This window comes from Bradyrhizobium sp., assembly GCF_016219575.1.
Classification (GTDB): Bacteria; Pseudomonadota; Alphaproteobacteria; order Rhizobiales; family Xanthobacteraceae; genus Bradyrhizobium.
Map to the genome: position 1 here is coordinate 106,647 of NZ_JACRMG010000013.1, position 18,262 is coordinate 124,908.

Genomic DNA, 18,262 nt, shown 5'->3' on the forward strand with positions numbered 1-18,262 from the left:
CGGATACCGCACTGCAAACAGGGGGAAGTCAAATGCAACTACAATTCCTAGCGCGTTATGCGCGAGCCGTCGCTCTATTGATGGCGGTCGTATTCGGTGCGCTTCTCGCAGGTCAAGGCACCGCAAGCGCAGCTTGCGACGCCCTGGCCGGCAAGGAGCTCTATAACTGTCTGGCCAACAAGCTGGACAAGACGAGCGTCTATACCGCCTACCGCTCGCCCGAGGCCCAGGCTGCGTTGCAGAAGGCCGCCTCGCAGCTGCGAGTCGCCACCAACAAGGCCCAGGCCCTTTCGGCCATTTCGCAGGCCCGGTCGGTGGTGGCCGGAATCATGCGGCGGATCGGATCGGCCGGTCAGGAGGGCTCGGACCTTGCCAAAGTCACCGGGGTGCTTGCCTACGCGGCGCGGCTGATCCAGCAGAAGGGGTAGCAAGCCGGGTTCAGCGGGGTAACGGTGTCGGGCGGAGCTCAGATGTCGTTACCCCGGCGCGGCCGCGCCGCGGCGCTGATCCAGCAGAAGGCATGAATCCACGGTCCAGGCGCGCGGGCAGCGCTGCGGCGCTGTAACATGCGCGCATATCGCAATTCAGCATTTCCGCACCGCACGGGCGTGCGCATCTGCTGGAAACACGGGTGGATTTCATGGACCAGGCCGATCAAGCGACCCTGATTTTTCGCTGTCCGCGCGAACTCGACGGTATCCTGCCGCGGCCGATCCCGGCCGTGCACGGCCTGCCCGACTGGTTCAAGGCCCTGCCGCAAAAGGCGTTCAACCCGACCATGGGCGCCGAAGCCCAGACGGTGAAGAAATGCCCGCCCTTCATCGATGCCATGACGCACGGGTTCCTGATTCCGTTGCCGGTCGACCTCGAGGTGCGGGACGGCGAATTTTCCTGGAAGTTCGATGTCCCCGATGGATTCTTCAGCGAATATTCGCATTCGCCGATCGGGTTTCACGATTCCAGCCAGATCGCCGGCACGCCGTTTTTCGACGAGGACCGCTTCATCATCAAGTTCAACAATTTCTGGACCATCGAGGCGCCGGCGGGCTACTCGATCTTCTTCACCCACCCGGTCAACCGCGCCGACCTGCCGTTCACGACACTGACCGGCCTGGTCGATTGCGACAGTTTTCACGACAGCCCCGTCAATTTTCCGGCGCGCTGGCACGATGCCGCCTTCAACGGAATCCTCCCGAAAGGCACGCCGGTGGCGCAATGCCTGCCGATCAGGCGCGAGAGCTGGACCGGCCGGTTCGAAACTTTTTCCACGGAAGAAACCGAGCAGATGATCCGGACGCGCGAGGCGATCGGACAGGACGCCGACGTGTATCGCCGGCGTTTTCGGACGCCGAAGCGCTAATCCTCGGCTTCAGGCATTCGCAGAAATCGCGCGGCGTCGCTCGGTCTCAGCCAAAACCGGCCGCGCGAGGCCGCCGAGAGCGAGGTCAGCGCGGTGCCGTAGCGCGCGGCATCACCGCGCGCCGCCATGCGGAAACACTCGTAGCCGGCATCGAGCTGGCCGAGCTCCAGCAGGCAATGGCCGAGATTGAGCCAGGCCCCCGCATCGTTCGGGCGGATGGCGAGATAGCGCCGAAAGCCTTCGGCGGCCGGTTCATTCTCGCCGAGTTCCTGATGCGCCTTGGCAAGGCCGAACAGGGCGGTGTGAGAATGCGGGGAAATGTCGAGCGCCCGCGCGAAGGCGACCATGGCGCCGGTGCAGTCCCGGCGGGAGAGCCGGGCATAACCGAGCTGGATGGAGATTTCCGGTCTCGACGGCGCGACCTCGACACCGCGCCCGAGCACGTCGACCGCCTCGTCGTAGCGGCCCTGCACGGTCAAGGCGTAACCCAGGACGTATAGCGCGCCGGCATGGCGCGGATCGGCTTCGAGCACCTCGGCCGCCAACCGCGCTGCGTCACCGGCACGGCCCTCGTCCAGCGCAAGCATGGCTTGCGCCGGCAAATCGTCGGGGCCGCTGCCGACATTGCCCGTGTCAGAACGTTCATCCGCCATCGCCGGCCTCGCTCTGATGACGCCACATGCCGGCATAAAGTCCGCCTTTCGCCAGCAAGGCCTGGTGCGTGCCGCGCTCGGCGACCACCCCTCGATCGAGAACGATGATCTCGTCGGCGCCAACGACGGTAGAAAGCCGGTGGGCGATGATCAAGGCGGTCCGGTTGCGCGAGACCGTTTCCAGCGCGCCCTGGATTTCCTTCTCCGTCCTGGTATCGAGTGCGGACGTTGCCTCGTCGAGCACGAGTATGCGCGGATTCTTCAGAATCGTGCGCGCGATGGCGACGCGCTGCTTTTCGCCGCCCGACAGTTTCAGGCCCCGCTCGCCGACCTCGGTCTCGTAGCCGTCGGGCGCAGCGCGAATGAGCCCGTCGAGTTGCGCATGCCGGGCGGCGTCCTCGACCTCCGCGTCGGTTGCCGACATGCGGCCATAGCGGATGTTTTCGCGCAGGGTGTCGTTGAACAGCACGGTGTCCTGCGGCACGATGCCGATCGCCGCGCGCAGGGAAGCCTGCGTCACCTCGCCGACATCCTGTCCGTCGATCTGTACCCGGCCCGAAGTCGCGTCGTACAGGCGAAAGAGCAGCCGTGCGATGGTCGATTTGCCCGACCCGGACGGACCGACGACGGCGAGAGACTTGCCCGACGGCACGTCGAAGCTGACGCCGTTGAGGATTGTGCGCCCCGGCTCATAGGCGAACACCACATTGTCAAAGCGGATCACGCCGCTTCCGGCCTTCAGGGGTTGCGCCGTAGCGCGGTCCTCGATCTCGGGTTCCTCCGCCAGCACCGACCGCATCGCCTCGATATCGGTCGCCGCCTGCTTGACCTCGCGATAGGCGAGGCCGACGAAATACAGCGGCTGATAGAGCTGGAGCATCATGGCATTGATCAGCACGAAGTCGCCGACCGTCTTGGTGCCGGCCTTGACCTCGAGCACGCACATCACCATGGCGACGCCGAGACCCGCGGTGAACAGGATGGTGTTCGCCGTGTTCGTCATCGACAGCGACGTGATCGCCTTGACGCTCGCATCCTCGTAACGCTGCATCATGGAATCGTAGCGCCGGATCTCGCGGTCCTCGTTGCCGAAATATTTCACCGCTTCATAGTTGATCAGCGCATCGACCGCCCGCGAATTCGCTTCCGTGTCGGCGCTGTTGACGATGCGGCGGATGCCGAGCCGGGTTTCGGTCAACCGCCAGGTCAGGACGACGTAGCCTATGACGGTGAGCAGGACAGTGACGACATAGCGCCAGTCGAACTGCCACATCATATAACCGGCGATCAGCAGCAGTTCGACGAAGGTCGGCAGCAACTGCATCGCGACCAGCCGGACGATGATCTCGACGCCGTTGCGGCCGCGCTCGAGCACCTGGCTCAGGCCGCCGATCTTGCGCTCGAGATGGAAGCGCAGCGACAATTCATGCAGATGGGCGAAGGTCTTCACCGCCATGCGCCGCACCGCATGCATCGTGACCCTGCCGAACAGGCCGTCGCGCAACTGCGTCAGCGCCGATTCCAGAACGCGGGCGATGCAATACGCAGCGACCAGCGCCGCCGGCGCACCCAGCAGCCATAGCGTCCACTGCGACCCCGCCATCGGCGGCTTTTCCAGATCACCGACCAGCGCGTCGGTGATCAGCTTGAAAAGCAGGGGAATGGAAAGCGTCGCCAGCTTCGTCGCCAGCAGCAGCAGCAATGCTACGACCACCCGCAACTGCAGATCGGGCCGGTCGCGGGGCCAGATATAGGGCAGCAGCGGGACGATCATGGATGACATCGCCCGCCGCCCCCGGGGCGGAGCAGGCATGCCGTCACCATCGCTTTCGCTCTCAGCGGTCATTAGTCCCCGTGCCGGAATTGACAGCGAGCGGTCGCAGTCTAGACTGGTTCCGGCCCCATTGACGAACGAGGGTGACGCCTTCTTGGGGGCTGGCCGTTACCCGTCAAGGTAAGGACATCTCGATGCCTGGCTCTGAAAAGAACCGCGAGGTTGGCGTTCGTACGTTTGTTCTGCCGCCGCTGCTGACGCAGCACGCGCTTCCCGCGGACATCGAGGCGGCGAGGCGTCCGGCCGCCCGGATGGAGGGGTCGTGCAAGAATTCGACGCCAAAGACCCTGAATAACTGCTTTTATCGGGCTCGCGGGGCGTTGGCTCCGGAATAGCGCGAAACTGGCTGACGGTGCGATCGACTTGCGCTCCGCCTGCGGGGTTACTTCAGGCGGAGCAATGTTGCGCTTGTCGCTGGCCGATGGAGACCAGCTCTCCCGCCCAAGGCGATCGAACCCATAGGGGAGCCCGGGCCTTTGCTCTCGCCAGATCGGTTCGCACGAATCGCCATCAACTCCCTGTCGATCCGGGAACGGATCGCAGCCGGCCTCGGCGCGGAGGGTTTGACCGAGCCGCCAGAGGTCGCCGCCAGGCTCAGGGAATGGCGAGGCGCCGCCGCCGAGGGTGATGAGGCCCTCTTCCTCGCGCGGCTCGCGCGAGACGGGCTGGACCTTGCCGGCGCCCGATCCCTGTTGGCACGACCCGAAATCCCTGCGGACTTCGCGCTGCCCGAATGGTGCCATGTCCTCGGCCGGGTGCTGGACGCGACGCCGCGATTGCGCGACGCCGCGCTGGCGCCGGACGCGGCACTGACTTTCCGCTATCTGCGGCCACACGAGCCGCTGCCGTTCGAAGAACTGTTCGTGCCGTTTGTCGAAACGGCGCGCGCCCTGCTGTCCGAACGCGGGGCGAGCGCCCTTCCCGCCGGCGTGCTGGACATTTTCGCGCGCGACCTGGTGCAAGGGCTTGTCGAGATCGCCGCGCGGGTACTCGCCGTGGAATTTCGCACCTTTCTGGCGAGCCTCCAGTTCGACGATGACGGCGATACGGATGTCGCACCGGGCCCGGAGTCGCGCGAGCAATACCGCCGCTTCGTCGCGGCAACCTACCGGGATGGCTGGTATCAGCTGTTCGAGGAAAACTGCGTCATGGCCCGGCTGCTGGCGACTGCGCTTTCGCAATGGGTCCGCAACGTCGGCGAATTCGATAAAAGGCTGTTCGAGGATCTCCCCGAAATCGAACGAGCATTCGGCCGGCAAAAGCCGTCGGGTCGGCTCATCGCAGTGGAGACCGGTCTTTCCGATCCGCATGACGGCGGCCGCACGGTCGTCTCGGTCGAATTTTCGTCCGGACTCAGGATCATCTACAAGCCGCGGAGTCTCGGCGTCGAGCGCGCGTATTTCGATTTCGCCGCCGCGATCAACCGCCTCGACGTCCTGCTGCCGTTTCGGATCCTGACAATTCTCGATCGCGGCGATTATGGCTGGGTCGAGTTTGTCGAACACCGGTCATGCGCCAGCGAGGAGGAAGTCCGCCGTTACTACCGGCGGTCGGGAAATCTGCTCTGCCTGGTCTATGCTCTCAATGGCAGCGACTTCCATTTCGAAAACCTGATCGCCGCCGGTGAGCATCCCGTGCCGATCGATCTGGAGACGATCTGTCATCACCGGATGGAAATCGGCGGCGGCGACGACGTCGACGAGATGACGGAGCGGTTGCGCCTCTCGGTGCTGGCGACGGACCTGCTGCCCGATCCCGTCAAGCTGGATCACCAGTATTTCGATATTTCCGCGTTTGCGCATTCCGACGCGGAAGAAGGCGAAGCCGACGTCGTGATCTGGAAGCGCGTCAACACCGACGGCATGGACTATGTCTGCGAAAGGCAGCCGCCACGACCCGCCCGCAATCTGCCGAAGCTGAACGGCAAGACTGCCGTTCTGGACAGCTACACGACCATCATCCTGGAAGGCTTCGAGGAGGCTTATCGTTTCCTGCAGCAGAAAGCCGATTTGCTGCTCGACGAGACCGGGCCGCTGCGGGCGATGTTTTCGCACCATTCCCGGTTCATCTACCGGCCGACCGCCCTGTATTCGCTGATCCTGCAAAGGGCGTTGCACCCTTCCTATGTCCGCGATGGCGTCGATTTCGCCCTGCAATTCGAGGTGCTGGCGCGGAAGCTGATCGAGGCGCCGGACAGACCGATGACCTGGCCGCTGATAGAGGCCGAAATGGCTTCGCTGTGGCAACTGGATATTCCGAGGTTTACGGCGCGCGGCGACGAAACCGCCCTGAGACTGGGACCTGAAAATTCGGTTGCAGGGTGTTTTGCCGATTCCGCGTGGAACGCAACCCGCGCGAAGATCAGGGGTCTGAACGAATCCGATCTGCGATGGCAACGCAGCCTGATCGCCGGCTCCTTCGATGTCCGCAGCGCAAACCTCGGAACCGATCCGGCGACAGCGCGCGAAGAGTTCGGCGATATCGAGCCTTTGGCAGAAGACGCGCTGCTCAGCGTCGCCGTCGATCTGGCCAACGAGATTGAAGCGAAGGCCTTGCGCCAGAGCAACGGCGACCTCGGCTGGATGGTGCTGCATTATTCGCCGGCGGCCGCGCGATACACCCTGCAGCCGATGGAGAACGATCTCTACAACGGTCGCGCCGGCGTCGGTCTCTTCTTCGCGGCACTGGAGAAATTCCTGCCGGGGTCGACGTACCGCGCTTTGGCCCATGCCGCGCTGAAACCCGTGCGGCGCTGGATCAGGACGGCCCCCGACGCCGAGCTGATGGAGTTCGGCTTTGGTGGCTATGCCGGGCTGGCCTCGATTGCCTATGGACTGACGAAGGCGGGGCAGCTTCTGGGAGAAGACGATCTGATCGCGGACGCGGCGATCGCAGCGCGGCGGATTCGCAGCACGCAGATCGAAAAGGACGACAGTCTAGATGCCATGAGCGGTGCGGCCGGCGCCATTCCCGCTTTGCTGGCCTGCTACGCGGCGACCGCCGACGAGAAGATTCTTGCGACCGCCGTCGCCTGCGGCCGCCACCTCCTGCAGCGGCGCGTACCCGACCAATTCGGCTTCAGGACCTGGCCGACGCTGGAGCAGCGTCACATCACCGGCTTTTCCCACGGCGCTGCCGGCATCGCCTATGCGCTGCTGCAGCTGTACAAGGTGACGGGCGATGCCGGGTTCTACGAGGCGGCGGCCGATGCCATCGGATTTGAGGGGCGCGCCTTCGTGGCGGATCACAACAACTGGCAGGACTACCGGCGCGCCGCGACCGGGCTCGCGCAAGGTCCGCAGTTCTGCATGGCATGGTGCCATGGCGCGCCGGGCATCGGCCTCGGACGGATCGCAGCGCTGGATGTGATGGACACAAGCGAGGTGCGGCGCGACATCGAGGCCGCGCTGGTGTCAACCAGCCAGGCCGATCTGTTGCCGCGCGACCATCTCTGCTGCGGCAATACCGGGCTGATGGACACGCTCTGCAGCGCCGGCGAGCAGTTTCCGGAAGGCGATTGGTCCCGCAAGGCGCGGCAGCTCGCAGCCAGGACCGTTGCGCGCGGCAACCGGCGCGGCAGCTTCAGCATCGCCTTCGAGAACGGCTTCTTCAATCCCAGCCTGTTTCAGGGAACGGCAGGCGTCGGCTATCAATTGCTGAGGCTGGCCGATCCGGCCAGAATTCCTTCGGTCCTGCTGCTGAATTGATCGAAGCTCACGGCCCGTCAACGCGGAGTTCGGCAATGGACGAAGATATCTTGACCGAGGAAGAGCTGAAGCGCGCCGTGCAGAAGATTTTCCGGCTCTCGCAGACCGATCCGGAATTCCGCGCGCTTTGTCTCGGCAATCCCAACGAAGCGATACAGCGCATCACCGGCAAGGCGGTCGCCCCCGGCGTCAAGATCCAGTTTCTCGATTCCGCCGCGGACAAGGCAAAAGACCCCGGCGGCGCGGCGAAGTAGTTCACTTTGGTATCTGGCGCCGAAAAGACTGCAACATGCATGAAGCGAACCGCGGCAAGCTGATCGAACTGGAAGCGCTGCGCGGCGTCGCGGCCGTGGTCGTGATGTTGCATCATTTTCTGGTGGTCGTCGCACCGCGCCTGCACGGGCGGAATTTTCCCGACGATCCCATCGCATTGGTGCGGACACCATTATTTGCGCTGGTCAACGGCACCGCCGCCGTCTCGATCTTCTTCGTGCTGTCCGGCTTCGTGCTGACCCTGCGCGCCATGGAACGGCACGACTGGCGCCAGCTCGTTACCGGTGCCCTGAAGCGATGGCCGCGGCTCGTTCCCCTGGTGGTGACGACGAATATCCTGTCGGCTGCATTCGTATTGCTCGGCCTCTATCAGGACCGCACCTGGTTCGGCACAGGCGTCTTCGATCCCGATACGCCCGTGATCCGGAGCGCGCTGATCGATGGCCTGTTCACGACGTTCTTCCACGGCAGCGCCCGCTTCAACACGGTGCTGTGGACCATGCACTACGAGCTGTTCGGCAGCTTTGCGGCCTACGCGACCGCGCTCATCCTGATTTTCCAGAGGTCGTTCCGGCTCGCGATGCTGACCGGCGCGACCGTGCTGGTGCTGACCGCCGTCTGCGCCGGAGACGGCGGCGTCTATTACGCCATGATGGTTTCGGGAGTCTTGATCGCGCGGATCTACATGGAGCGCGATACCCTCGCCGTCGCGCTGGCTTTCCTGCATCCGTGGCGCACGCCGATCGTGCTCGTTACCGCCGCCCTCGCAATCGTGCTCTGCGGTTACGAGGGATATTCCAGGCCGACGGGCTTCTACGCCTTCATGGCGCCGTTCGCTTCGCCGGAGATCGAACCGGTCCTGCACGGCATCGCCGCGGCTGCGATCGTGGCACTGGCCCTGTTTTGCGCCCCGCTACGCAGGCAACTGGCGCGGCCGACCGCGACTCTGCTGGGCTGGCTGTCATTTCCGCTCTATCTCGTTCACCTGCCGATCCTGCTCGCGCTCATCGCACCGGTCCATTCCCGCCTTGACGCCCATCTCGGCGCCGCGGTCGCAGCGCCGGTGGCGTTCCTGCTCTTCGTCGCGCTGACGCTGGCGGCGGCCTACCCGCTCGCGCGCTTCGACGCGTGGTGGGTTCGCAAGCTGCGCGAGATGACCTCGCGCGTGGTCACCAGAATGCGTGCGGCATGATACGCCCGCCGCAGCTCAGCGGTCCGGATTGGCGCGCTCGAACTGGCGCAGCAGGCGGTTGCCGCGCTCCACCGCGGCATCGAGCGCGGCCTTCGCGGACTTCTTGCCGCTGAAAACGAACTCGAGCTCGTCCTCGATCGCGTCGCGCACCAGCACGAACGAGCCGAGCCTGAGGCCGCGCGAGTTCACCGTCGGCGACTTCATGGTCATCTGCTCGGTCGCGATCGATGCGCCCGGATTGCGGTCATAAAAACCCTGCGAGCGCGTCAGCTCATAGGCCGCGCGCGTCACCGGCAGATAGCCGGTGTTCTGGTGCCAGGCCGCCTGCACCTCGGGCCTGGACAGGAAGGCGAAGAATTTTGCGACGCCGGCATACTCCCCGCGCGGCCGGTCGCGCAGCACCCACAGCGTCGCGCCGCCGATGATGGTGTTTTGCGGGGCGCCCGCCACGTCGGGCCAGTACGGCAGCATGCCGTAGCCGACCTCGAATTTCGAATTCGCCTTGATGTCGGCGCGCGTTGCCGAGGAGCCGATGAAGATCCCGCATTCGCCCTTCTGGAAGCGCGGCTCGGCCGACGGCCCGCGGCCGCTATAGTCGTAGACCTTGGCCGCCTGCCATTCCGCGAGCTGGCCGATGTGGCGCACCAGCAGCGCGTTGTTGAACGTCAATTCCGCATCCAGCCCGCCAAAACCGTTCGAGCTGGTCGAAATCGGCACGTTGTGGAAGGCGGAAAAATTCTCGACATTGATCCAGGACGGCCAGGACGTCGTGAAGCCGCAGGGCGCGCCTGCCGCGCGCAGCTTCTTCGCCGCCGCCCCGACCTCGGGCCAGGTCCTGGGCGCCTTTGCCGGATCGAGCCCGGCGGCGCGGAACAGATCCTTGTTGTAATAGAGAATCGGCGTCGAGGCGTTGAACGGGAAGGACAGCATGTTGCCCGCAACGTCGGAGTAATAGCCGGTGACGGCGGGAAGGTAGGCGTTCGGCGAAAAATCTTCCGTCTGGTCGCGCATCAGCTCGAACACCGGATAGATCGCGCCGCGCGCGGCCATCATGGTGGCGGTCGCGATCTCGTTGACCTGCACGATCGCCGGCTGGCTGCGCGAACGAAACGCGAAGATCGAGGCCGTCACCGTCTCCGTGTAGTTGCCCTTGTAGGCCGGGACGATGCGGAATTCCGTCTGCGCGGCGTTGAAATCGGCGGCGAGCTTTTCCAGATGCTTGCCGAGTTGGCCCGACATCGCGTGCCACCAGTGGATCTCGGTGACCGCATGCGCGGGCGATGCGAAGCCGGAGGCAAGGATGCCGGCGGCCAGCAGCAGCAATGTTCGCACCCGTCTCATGCGGAATCATTCCTCCGGCAGTTTTCTCGAAGCGGCTTCTTATCAGGCGCCCCTGATTAAGTCCGCACGCCATTGGTTGCAATCGCCAAACGCCGCACGCGCCGCACAATTAACGAAATCAACCGAAACCTTGGCAGGATAGCCACGACAGGCCTGCTTCTGCTAAAAAGCGTTGAACCTTTTGCTTCCTCCATAGACTCCATCACCAAGGGGATGAGTGTTTGAACGTGTTTGGCCGCGCCGAGCTTCAGCGGACGGTGGTTCTTGTTGTCGCGCTGTTGCTCACGGCCGGCTCCGCGGACGCGCTTGCGCGTGAATTTCGTGCCGCCGACACCCAGAACGAGGATTATCCGACCGTCCAGGCGCTCCGCTTCATGGGCCGCCAGATCGCCGAACGCAGCGGCGGCCGACACGAGATCAAGGTGTTTCATTCGCGTCAGCTCGGCGAGGAACGGGAAACTCTGGAACAGACCCGCGCCGGCGCCATCGACCTCAACCGCACCAATGCGGCGCTGATCGGCAACATCGTGCCGACAATGAACGTGCTGGCGCTGCCATTCCTGTTCCGTTCCATCGAGCACATGCAGAAGGTGCTGGACGGCCCGATCGGTGCGGAAATCCTCGGCGGCTTCGAGCCGCACGGCTTCGTCGGGCTCGCCTTCTACGATTCCGGCGCGCGATCGATCTACAACGGCGTCCGCCCGGTGCGTTCGCTCGCCGACCTCAAGGGCTTGCGCATCCGCGTGCAGCAATCCGAGCAGATGAACCAGATGATGCGTGCGCTCGGCGCCACCCCCGTAGAACTCCCGTATGGCCAGGTGCTGACCGGACTTGCGACAAAGCTGATCGACGGCGCCGAGAACAACTGGCCCTCCTTCGTCACCACGGATCATTACAAGCATGCCGGCCACTACACGCTCACGGAACACACGATGAGCCCGGAAGTCCTGGTGATGTCGCTGAAAGCCTGGCAGACATTGTCGCCCGAAGACCGCAGGATTTTCCGCGAGGAAGCCCGCCGCTCCAGCCAGTTCATGCGCGAGAAATGGCGCGATCTCGAATTGCAATCGCGCAAGCAGGCGGAAACCGCGGGCGTTATCGTCGTAACTGATTTCGAGAGGCAGCCGTTCGAAGCCGCGATGACCGGCATCTATGCCAGGGCGCAGCGCGATCCGGCTTCCGCGAAATTGATCGAACGCATCCGCAAGGTGAACTGAGGCGACTTTGGCAGCTAACGACCAGGACAGCATGATGGAAAGGCCGGCGAATTTCGTCGCCCGTGCCCGCGTCCGCATCGTCCAGCTGGTGCGCGCGGTACCGATCCGCTGGCGCGTCCTGTCGATTGCGCTGCTCAATTCCGCCGTGGTGCTGGTGCTGGCCGCGCTGATCTGGAACGGCGCCAAGGTGCTGGGATCGGCCTGGGACGACGTCCGCCAGGTGCGCGAGTCCGACAAGATCCTCGCCCTGCTGGAGACCGAGACCAGCCGGCTGCAGAACCTGATCCACCGTTACATCAACCAGCCGAGCCCCGAGCTGTTCGCCGAGATCCTGCTGCTGCGCGAGGCCGTGCTGGGCACGCTGACCACGCGCGCAGCGACCGATCCGATGCTGTCGGGCTCGGTGGAGCAGCTCGAGCGCGTCACCAGCCGCTTCCTCGACGGCTTCGGCGAGTTGCGCGCCGTGCAGTCGAAAATCTCCAAGACCTATGACGAGCAGGTGCTGGGCCCGGCGCGCGACATGGCCGGGCTCTATTCGATCATCGAAGGCGCCACCGGCCATCGCGACGCGCTGATCTGGCCCTCGCTCGGCAAATCCCGCGAGGCCTTCACCGCGCTGCTGGTCGCCGCCAACGCCTATTATCTGTCGGTTGCCTCGGCCTCCGCCGAGGACGCCCGCCGCAACACCGAGACGATCGAAAAATCCATCCCCGTGATGACGGATCTTGCGGAGAACGACCTGCAGAAGCTCGCCCTGCAACGGCTTCTGCAGCGCACACGGGACCTGCGCGACGGGCTTGCCAAGCTGTCCGAGCAGGTCGCCAGCCGGACCGAGCTGCTGCGCAACACCATCGACGCCAGCCAGGCCGACGCGATCGGCGCCATCGACGATCTCTCGGTCAAGATGCGCCAGCGCGAGCAGAAGGCGCAGGAAACCTTCGATCACACGCTGTCGAATATTTCCCGCCGCGTGACCTCGATCGCGGTGCTGTTCCTCGGCATCATCCTCGCCGCCGGCGTCGTCATCGCGCTGTCGATCCGGCTGCCGCTGCAGCAGATCATGACGTCGATGCGCGCCATCATGAACGGCGACTATGACCGCGAGGTGCAGGGCATCAGGGCCAGGGACGAGGTCGGCGCGATGGCGCGCGCGGTGGAAGTGTTCCGCGAGAATGCCATCGCCAAGCGCAAGACCGAGGAGGAGCTGCGCACCTCCAAGGAGAAGGCCGAGGCGGCGCTGCTCGAGCTCAACGCCGCCCAGCAGAACCTGATCGACGCCGAGCGACTCGCAGCCCTCGGCGGCCTCGTTGCCGGCGTCGCGCACGAGGTGAACAATCCGATCGGCATCAGCCTCACGGTGGCTTCGAGTTTTGCCCGCCGCGCCGACGCCTTTCAGGCGGAGCTGAACTCCAACCAGCTGCGCCGCTCCAAGCTCGACGAATTCGTCAATTCCTCGCGCGATGCCGCCCAGCAGCTGGTGGCCAACCTGCATCGCGCCGGCGAGCTGATCCAGTCCTTCAAGCAGGTCGCGGTCGACCGCTCGCATGCCGAGCGGCGCCAGTTCAGTCTCTCGGAATCCACCGACCAGATCGTGGCGAGCCTGCGGCCGGTCCTGAAGCGGTCGGCGATCCAGCTCGCGGTGGATGTGCCCGAGGGGCTGCTGATCGACGGCTATCCCGGCTCCTACGGGCAGATTCTGACCAATCTGTTCCTGAACGCCGCCAACCACGCCTTCGCCGACGGGCGCTCCGGGACCATCTCGATCTCGGCGCGGCCGCGCGGCAGCGACGATGTGGAGATCATTTTCGCCGATAACGGCGCCGGAATGACGCCGGACGTGCAGCGGCAGGCGTTCGACCCCTTCTTCACGACGCGCCGCAACGAAGGAGGCACGGGACTCGGACTGCATATCGTCTATAACCTCGTCACCCAGCAGCTCGGCGGCCGCGTTCTGCTGGAGTCAAGGGTGGGACAAGGCACTACATTTCGCATTATCATGCCGCGGGTTGCCAGGGGCGACCCGACGGTAGTAGACGAAGCAGCGGACGGAACCGAGCAATGGCCGAACAGGACGATGTCCTCCACCTGATCGATGATACCGGGCACGCCCCGGAGGCCTCGTCCGCCCGCAAATGGAAGATCGCCGTCATCGACGACGATTCCGCCGTGCACGAGGGCACCCGCTTCGCCCTGAGCGACTACAATCTCAACGGCGCCACGCTGGAAATCCTCTCGGCCTATTCCGCGGCCGAGGGCCGTACCCTGATGCGCGAGAATCCCGATATCGCCGCCGTGCTGCTCGACGTCATCATGGAGACCGACGTCGCGGGCCTGGAGCTCGTCGAATACATCCGCAACGAGATCAAGAACGAGACCGTGCGCATCATCCTGCGCACCGGCCAGCCCGGCCAGGCGCCGGAGCGCCGCGTCATCGTCCAGTACGACATCAACGACTACAAGGCGAAGACCGAGCTCACCGCCGACAAGCTGTTCACCTCGCTGACCGCGGCGCTGCGCAGCTATCAACAGCTCGAACGCATGGTACAGACGCGGCGCGGGCTCGAGATCATCATCGATGCCGCCTCCACGCTGTACGACTTCAAGTCGATGCAGCGCCTCGCCGAGGGCGTGCTGACCCAGCTCGCCTCGCTGCTCAACGTCGACTGCGCCGGAATCCTGGTGCTGCGCGACGACGGCGCGGGCTCGGAATTTTCCGTGCTGGCCGGTTCCGGCTGCTACAGCCGCTTCATCGGCTCGACCAGCTCGAAGTCGCTCGATCCGGATTTGCGGAAGATGGTGGAAGCCGCGTTCCTGCGCCGCAAGAACGAATTCGCCGACCACCGCAGCGTGCTCTACTTGCGCACCGGAAGCGGCCGCGAGGTGGTGGTGCTGCTGCAGGCCGAGCGCCAGCTCTCCGAGACCGACCGCGCGCTGGTGGAAATCTTCTCCAGCCGCCTGTCGATCGCCTTCGACAACGTCATCCTCTACCAGCAGCTCCATGAGGCCAACACCCAGCTCGAGGATCGCGTGGCGCAGCGCACCCGCGCGCTGATGCAGGCCAACCGCCGGCTGTCCTCGCAATGGCTGCGGCTGCAGCGCGCCAACAGTTTCAAGAACGAGATCCTCGGCACCGTCGCCCATGACCTGAAAAATCCGCTCGGCGTGATCCTCGGCCGCACCGAAATGCTCACCGAGCTGATCGGCGCCGGCTCGCCCAAGGAGAACGTCACCGCGCAGGTCGAGCACATCCGCGACGCCACCAAGCGGCTGACCACGATGGTGGATCATCTGATCTCGGACGCGATGGCGGATGCCTTCGACATCACCATCCGCCGCGAACCGGTCGACGTCGCCGCCCTCGTCGCCGAGGTCACCGAGACCAACATGCCTTCGGCGGTCAACAAGCAGCAGACCATCAGCGTCTCGGCGCCGTCGAATTTCGTCACCATGTGCGATGCCGACCGCATCCGCGAGGCGATCGACAATCTCGTCAGCAACGCCATCAAATATTCGCCGATCGGCGGCAAGATCACGGTCGCCGTCGCCCATGAGGGCCCCAGCACCGTGATCCGCGTGACCGACCAGGGCGCGGGCCTGTCGCCCGAAGACCTCGGCCGCCTGTTCGGCCGGTTCCAGCGGCTGTCTGCGAAACCCACCGCCGGCGAAAGCTCGACCGGGCTCGGCCTGTCCATCGTCAAGCGCATCATCGACATGCATGGCGGCCATGTGACCGCGCAGAGCCCGGGGCCCGGACAGGGCTCGACCTTTACGGTTACATTGCCGGCGACAGAAGCGTCATGACCCAGAACCCGCACATCATCATCGTCGACGACGAGGCGCCGGCCCGCGAGATGGTCGGCGACTATCTCAAAATGCACGGCTTCAACGTGACGCTGTGCGACGGCGGCAAGAGCCTGCGTGGCGCCATCGAAAGTGGCGTGCCGGATCTCGTGGTGCTCGACCTCAACATGCCCGAGGAAGACGGGCTGTCCATCATCCGCGACCTCAAGAGCCGCATCAACGTGCCCGTCATCATGCTGACGGCGACCGCGAGCCCGATCGACCGCGTCGTGGGCCTCGAGCTCGGCGCCGACGATTACGTGGCAAAGCCCTGCGAGCTCAGAGAATTGATGGCGCGGATCCGCTCGGTGCTGCGCCGGAGCACGGCGAAAGCGCCGGCGGCCGCCGAGGCCGGCGGCGCCAAGGCCGCCAGGGATCAGCTGGTGCGGTTCGGCACCAAATGGCTCGATCTCGAGGCCCAGGCGCTGCGCGACGACGAGGGCAACGAGCACCCGCTGACCGCATCCGAGTTCGGGCTCCTGAAAGTGTTCGCGGCCAATCCCAAGCGGGTGCTGTCGCGCGAGCGGCTGCTGGAGCTTGCCAACGCGCGCGATGCGGAAGCCTTCGACCGCGCCGTGGACCTGCGCATCATGCGCATTCGCCGCAAGATCGAGATCGATCCGGCCAAACCCGCCGTGATCCGCACCATCCGGGGCGGCGGCTACCTGTTCTCGCCGACCGGCGACAAGGCCTGACCTCCCGCCGAAAAAACTGGGCTTAGACGCGGCAGGGGCCAAAGGGGTTCGAATCGACCTCCCGGGACGTCTCCAATTTTCCGCATATTGAAATCTTTCACATTTTTGCCCCGAATGTTTCGTCGCAAGGCCTGCGACGAAACAATTCTTCTAGCGGTGAAACCATTTTCTGCTTTTGGCGCAGACATCCCGAAACGCGCCTTAACTATCAATCCTCCCAACGAAACGCCGCCAAACGGCGCGAACCGGGAGCCTGTCAATGTCGAACGTCATCGCCATCAACGCCGCAGCCAAGAAGAATATCGCCGCTGCGCGCGCGACATCGGATGAGATGCTGCTCGCGGAAATCGCCAAGGGCGGCCGCCATGCGATGCATGTGCTCTATTCGCGCCACAACGTTCGGGTCTATCGCTTCGTGCTGCGCATCGTGCGCGACACCACCATGGCGGAAGACCTGGTCAGCCAGGTGTTTCTGGACGTGTGGCGGACCGCCCGCCAGTTCCAGGGCCGCTCGCAGGTCTCGACCTGGTTGCTGTCGATTGCCCGTTTCAAGGCCCTGACCGCACTGCGCCAGCGCCGCCATGAGGATATCGAGCAGGAAGACGTGCTGGAGATCGCCGACGATTCCGACACCCCGGAAGCTTCGCTCGACCGCGCCACGACCAGTGCGATCCTGCGGGCCTGCGTGGCAAAATTGTCGCCGGCGCACCGCGAGATCATCAACCTCGTCTACTACCACGAGAAGAGCGTGGAGGAGGCCGGCGAGATCATCGGCATCCCCCAGAGCACGGTGAAGACGCGGATGTTCTATGCCCGCAAGCAGCTTGCGGACTTGCTTAAGGGCGCCGGCGTGGACCGGATCGCCGCGTAAAGTTTAGTCTTTTCAACAGGTTGGAAAGAAGGAAGGCCCGGGAAACCGGGCCTTTTCCGCATTCCACGGTTACGGCGGACGAAACAATTGAAACAATTCACGACATCACCTGGAAAAACTCACCCCTTACACAGGTAGCCACTGACGAAGCGCCAACCGCCGACAAGGGAGACTGAGATGCTGAAGCCGTCCTTCCGCTACTTCATTATCCCGCTCGGTGCGATCTCCACCCTGGCCACCCTGTCGGCCCAGAGTGCCGCCCCCCGCGCCGATCGCGGTCAAGGCACGATGATCGTCCGGGAGCAGGTCGTGGATTGCAGCGCCAAGTCACCCTCGGAGGTCTGCGTGATCTCCTGGGGCAGCGAATCCCCACGCTGAACGGAATTTTCGACCACTTCTACCCCCAAGTTACCTCCAACGACCCGGCCGGGATGCCCCCCAGCCGGGTCGCTCCACGTTTGGGGCTCACGTATCCGCGCTTTTCGCGCCGGAAAGCGTCACGGACACGTGACGCCGCGCGCCGTAACGGCTGCGGCTGAAGCTGCGTAGAGATCGCGAACGGTCAGGACTTTCGCGAATGCTCAACCTCATTCTCGCTTTGCTCGCGGGCGTCATCACCATCGCCGCGCCCTGCACGCTGCCGATGCTGCCTATTCTGCTGGGGGCATCGGTCGGCCAGACCAGCAGGGCGCGGCCGGTGATGATCGCGGCCGGCTTCGCGCTGTCATTCTCGGTGGTCGCGCTGGCGCTGAGCGCGATTACCCGCGCGTTCGATTTCGATCCCAACGTGCTGCGCAGCGCGGCTGCGGTCCTGCTCGCCGGCTTTGGCCTGCTGATGCTCTGGCCCGCGCCGTTCGAGCGGCTGATGAGCCGTCTCGGCGGCTTCACCGGCGGCAGCGTTGCAGCAAACCAGAGCGTGCTCGGCGGTTTCGTGCTCGGCACTACGCTCGGCCTGGTCTGGACGCCCTGCGCCGGCCCGGTGCTGGGATCGATCCTCACGGTGATCGCGACGTCGACGGACACCGCATGGGCAAGCACGCTGCTCGTGACCTATGCCATCGGCGCGGCGATCCCGATGCTCGCCATTGCCTATGGCGGACAGGCCGTCACCACCCGCGTGCGCAGCCTTGCCCGCATCGCGCCGCGGCTGCAGCAGGGCTTTGGCGTCGTCGTGATCGGCTTCGCCGCGCTTTCCTGGTTCCAGTACGACACGCTGATCGTGGCGTGGCTGACCCATTTCTATCCCAACGGCCAGATCGGCCTGTAAACCCCGGAGACC

At 64.7% G+C, this 18,262-nt stretch carries 15 protein-coding genes; 12 read left to right on the forward strand and 3 right to left on the reverse strand.

Annotation, left to right across the window (positions count from 1 at the left end; translation table 11 throughout):
- Positions 1-80 precede the first annotated feature (80 nt).
- Together HZB49_RS13250 and HZB49_RS13255 are read left to right on the forward strand one after the other, a co-directional pair.
- On the forward strand, positions 81-428 hold the full coding sequence (locus HZB49_RS13250) for a hypothetical protein (RefSeq protein ID WP_291611984.1): 348 nt from the start codon (positions 81-83) through the stop codon (positions 426-428).
- A 212-nt stretch (positions 429-640) separates the two neighbouring features.
- A complete protein-coding gene (locus HZB49_RS13255) occupies positions 641-1,360 on the forward strand; it encodes a hypothetical protein (protein WP_291611986.1) in 720 nt (239 codons plus the stop codon).
- Here the strand turns inward: HZB49_RS13255 and HZB49_RS13260 are convergent.
- Both HZB49_RS13260 and HZB49_RS13265 read right to left on the reverse strand, forming a co-directional pair.
- Entirely contained in the window at positions 1,357-2,013 is a 657-nt protein-coding gene (locus tag HZB49_RS13260) for a tetratricopeptide repeat protein (RefSeq protein WP_291611988.1), read from the reverse strand. The two genes, HZB49_RS13255 and HZB49_RS13260, sit on opposite strands and share 4 nt — an antisense overlap.
- Entirely contained in the window at positions 2,003-3,796 is a 1,794-nt protein-coding gene (locus HZB49_RS13265) for an ABC transporter ATP-binding protein/permease (RefSeq protein WP_291611990.1), read from the reverse strand. Before HZB49_RS13265 ends, HZB49_RS13260 begins: the two co-directional genes overlap by 11 nt.
- Before the next feature lie 527 nt (positions 3,797-4,323).
- Here HZB49_RS13265 and HZB49_RS13270 point away from each other — a divergent pair.
- Genes HZB49_RS13270 through HZB49_RS13280 form a run of 3 tightly spaced genes read left to right on the forward strand, consistent with a single transcriptional unit; the run spans position 4,324 to position 9,019 of the window.
- Positions 4,324-7,554, forward strand: coding sequence for a type 2 lanthipeptide synthetase LanM family protein (locus HZB49_RS13270; RefSeq protein ID WP_291611992.1), 3,231 nt, complete (start codon positions 4,324-4,326; stop codon positions 7,552-7,554).
- A gap of 35 nt (positions 7,555-7,589) precedes the next feature.
- Positions 7,590-7,808: a hypothetical protein gene (locus HZB49_RS13275; RefSeq protein WP_291611994.1), complete on the forward strand. Its 219-nt coding sequence runs from the start codon at positions 7,590-7,592 to the stop codon at positions 7,806-7,808.
- Between the two features lie 35 nt (positions 7,809-7,843).
- Entirely contained in the window at positions 7,844-9,019 is a 1,176-nt protein-coding gene (locus tag HZB49_RS13280) for an acyltransferase (RefSeq protein ID WP_291611996.1), read from the forward strand.
- Between the two features lie 15 nt (positions 9,020-9,034).
- Here HZB49_RS13280 and ugpB read toward each other — a convergent pair whose 3' ends face one another.
- On the reverse strand, positions 9,035-10,360 hold the full coding sequence (gene ugpB / locus HZB49_RS13285) for a sn-glycerol-3-phosphate ABC transporter substrate-binding protein UgpB (RefSeq protein ID WP_291611998.1): 1,326 nt from the start codon (positions 10,358-10,360) through the stop codon (positions 9,035-9,037).
- A 221-nt stretch (positions 10,361-10,581) separates the two neighbouring features.
- Here ugpB and HZB49_RS13290 point away from each other — a divergent pair, with 221 nt between their 5' ends.
- The 7 genes from HZB49_RS13290 to HZB49_RS13320 all read left to right on the forward strand — a co-directional run bounded on the left by HZB49_RS13290 (position 10,582) and on the right by HZB49_RS13320 (position 18,250).
- Complete coding sequence (locus tag HZB49_RS13290; RefSeq protein ID WP_291612000.1) at positions 10,582-11,577, forward strand: TRAP transporter substrate-binding protein; 996 nt, start codon at positions 10,582-10,584, stop codon at positions 11,575-11,577.
- A 34-nt stretch (positions 11,578-11,611) separates the two neighbouring features.
- On the forward strand, positions 11,612-13,666 hold the full coding sequence (locus tag HZB49_RS13295; RefSeq protein ID WP_291612003.1) for a HAMP domain-containing sensor histidine kinase: 2,055 nt from the start codon (positions 11,612-11,614) through the stop codon (positions 13,664-13,666).
- The gene (locus tag HZB49_RS13300; protein WP_291612005.1) at positions 13,636-15,378 is read left to right on the forward strand and encodes a DUF3369 domain-containing protein; all 1,743 of its coding nucleotides are present in this window, start codon (positions 13,636-13,638) and stop codon (positions 15,376-15,378) included. The genes HZB49_RS13295 and HZB49_RS13300 overlap by 31 nt, the downstream gene beginning before the upstream one ends.
- Positions 15,375-16,112 carry a response regulator gene (locus HZB49_RS13305; protein WP_291612007.1) on the forward strand — a complete coding sequence of 246 codons (738 nt, stop codon included), beginning with the start codon at positions 15,375-15,377 and terminating at the stop codon, positions 16,110-16,112. Before HZB49_RS13300 ends, HZB49_RS13305 begins: the two co-directional genes overlap by 4 nt.
- A 259-nt stretch (positions 16,113-16,371) precedes the next feature.
- Entirely contained in the window at positions 16,372-16,983 is a 612-nt protein-coding gene (locus HZB49_RS13310; RefSeq protein WP_291612009.1) for a sigma-70 family RNA polymerase sigma factor, read from the forward strand.
- Positions 16,984-17,160: 177 nt separating this feature from the next.
- Entirely contained in the window at positions 17,161-17,361 is a 201-nt protein-coding gene (locus HZB49_RS13315; RefSeq protein ID WP_291612011.1) for a hypothetical protein, read from the forward strand.
- A gap of 199 nt (positions 17,362-17,560) precedes the next feature.
- Entirely contained in the window at positions 17,561-18,250 is a 690-nt protein-coding gene (locus HZB49_RS13320) for a cytochrome c biogenesis CcdA family protein (RefSeq protein ID WP_291612013.1), read from the forward strand.
- Positions 18,251-18,262: the final 12 nt, after the last annotated feature.

Bases quoted from the DNA above. Each gene is read 5' to 3' on its own strand.
- HZB49_RS13260 (WP_291611988.1), bottom strand. From the start codon at position 2,013: ATGGCGGATGAACGTTCTGACACGGGCAATGTCGGCAGCGGCCCCGAC.
- HZB49_RS13265 (WP_291611990.1), bottom strand. From the start codon at position 3,796: ATGTCATCCATGATCGTCCCGCTGCTGCCCTATATCTGGCCCCGCGAC.
- HZB49_RS13320 (WP_291612013.1), top strand. From the start codon at position 17,561: ATGCTCAACCTCATTCTCGCTTTGCTCGCGGGCGTCATCACCATCGCC.
- HZB49_RS13300 (WP_291612005.1), top strand. From the start codon at position 13,636: ATGGCCGAACAGGACGATGTCCTCCACCTGATCGATGATACCGGGCAC.
- HZB49_RS13255 (WP_291611986.1), top strand. From the start codon at position 641: ATGGACCAGGCCGATCAAGCGACCCTGATTTTTCGCTGTCCGCGCGAA.
- HZB49_RS13305 (WP_291612007.1), top strand. From the start codon at position 15,375: ATGACCCAGAACCCGCACATCATCATCGTCGACGACGAGGCGCCGGCC.
- HZB49_RS13315 (WP_291612011.1), top strand. From the start codon at position 17,161: ATGCTGAAGCCGTCCTTCCGCTACTTCATTATCCCGCTCGGTGCGATC.
- HZB49_RS13275 (WP_291611994.1), top strand. From the start codon at position 7,590: ATGGACGAAGATATCTTGACCGAGGAAGAGCTGAAGCGCGCCGTGCAG.
- HZB49_RS13280 (WP_291611996.1), top strand. From the start codon at position 7,844: ATGCATGAAGCGAACCGCGGCAAGCTGATCGAACTGGAAGCGCTGCGC.
- HZB49_RS13250 (WP_291611984.1), top strand. From the start codon at position 81: ATGGCGGTCGTATTCGGTGCGCTTCTCGCAGGTCAAGGCACCGCAAGC.
- HZB49_RS13295 (WP_291612003.1), top strand. From the start codon at position 11,612: ATGGAAAGGCCGGCGAATTTCGTCGCCCGTGCCCGCGTCCGCATCGTC.
- ugpB (WP_291611998.1), bottom strand. From the start codon at position 10,360: ATGAGACGGGTGCGAACATTGCTGCTGCTGGCCGCCGGCATCCTTGCC.
- HZB49_RS13310 (WP_291612009.1), top strand. From the start codon at position 16,372: ATGTCGAACGTCATCGCCATCAACGCCGCAGCCAAGAAGAATATCGCC.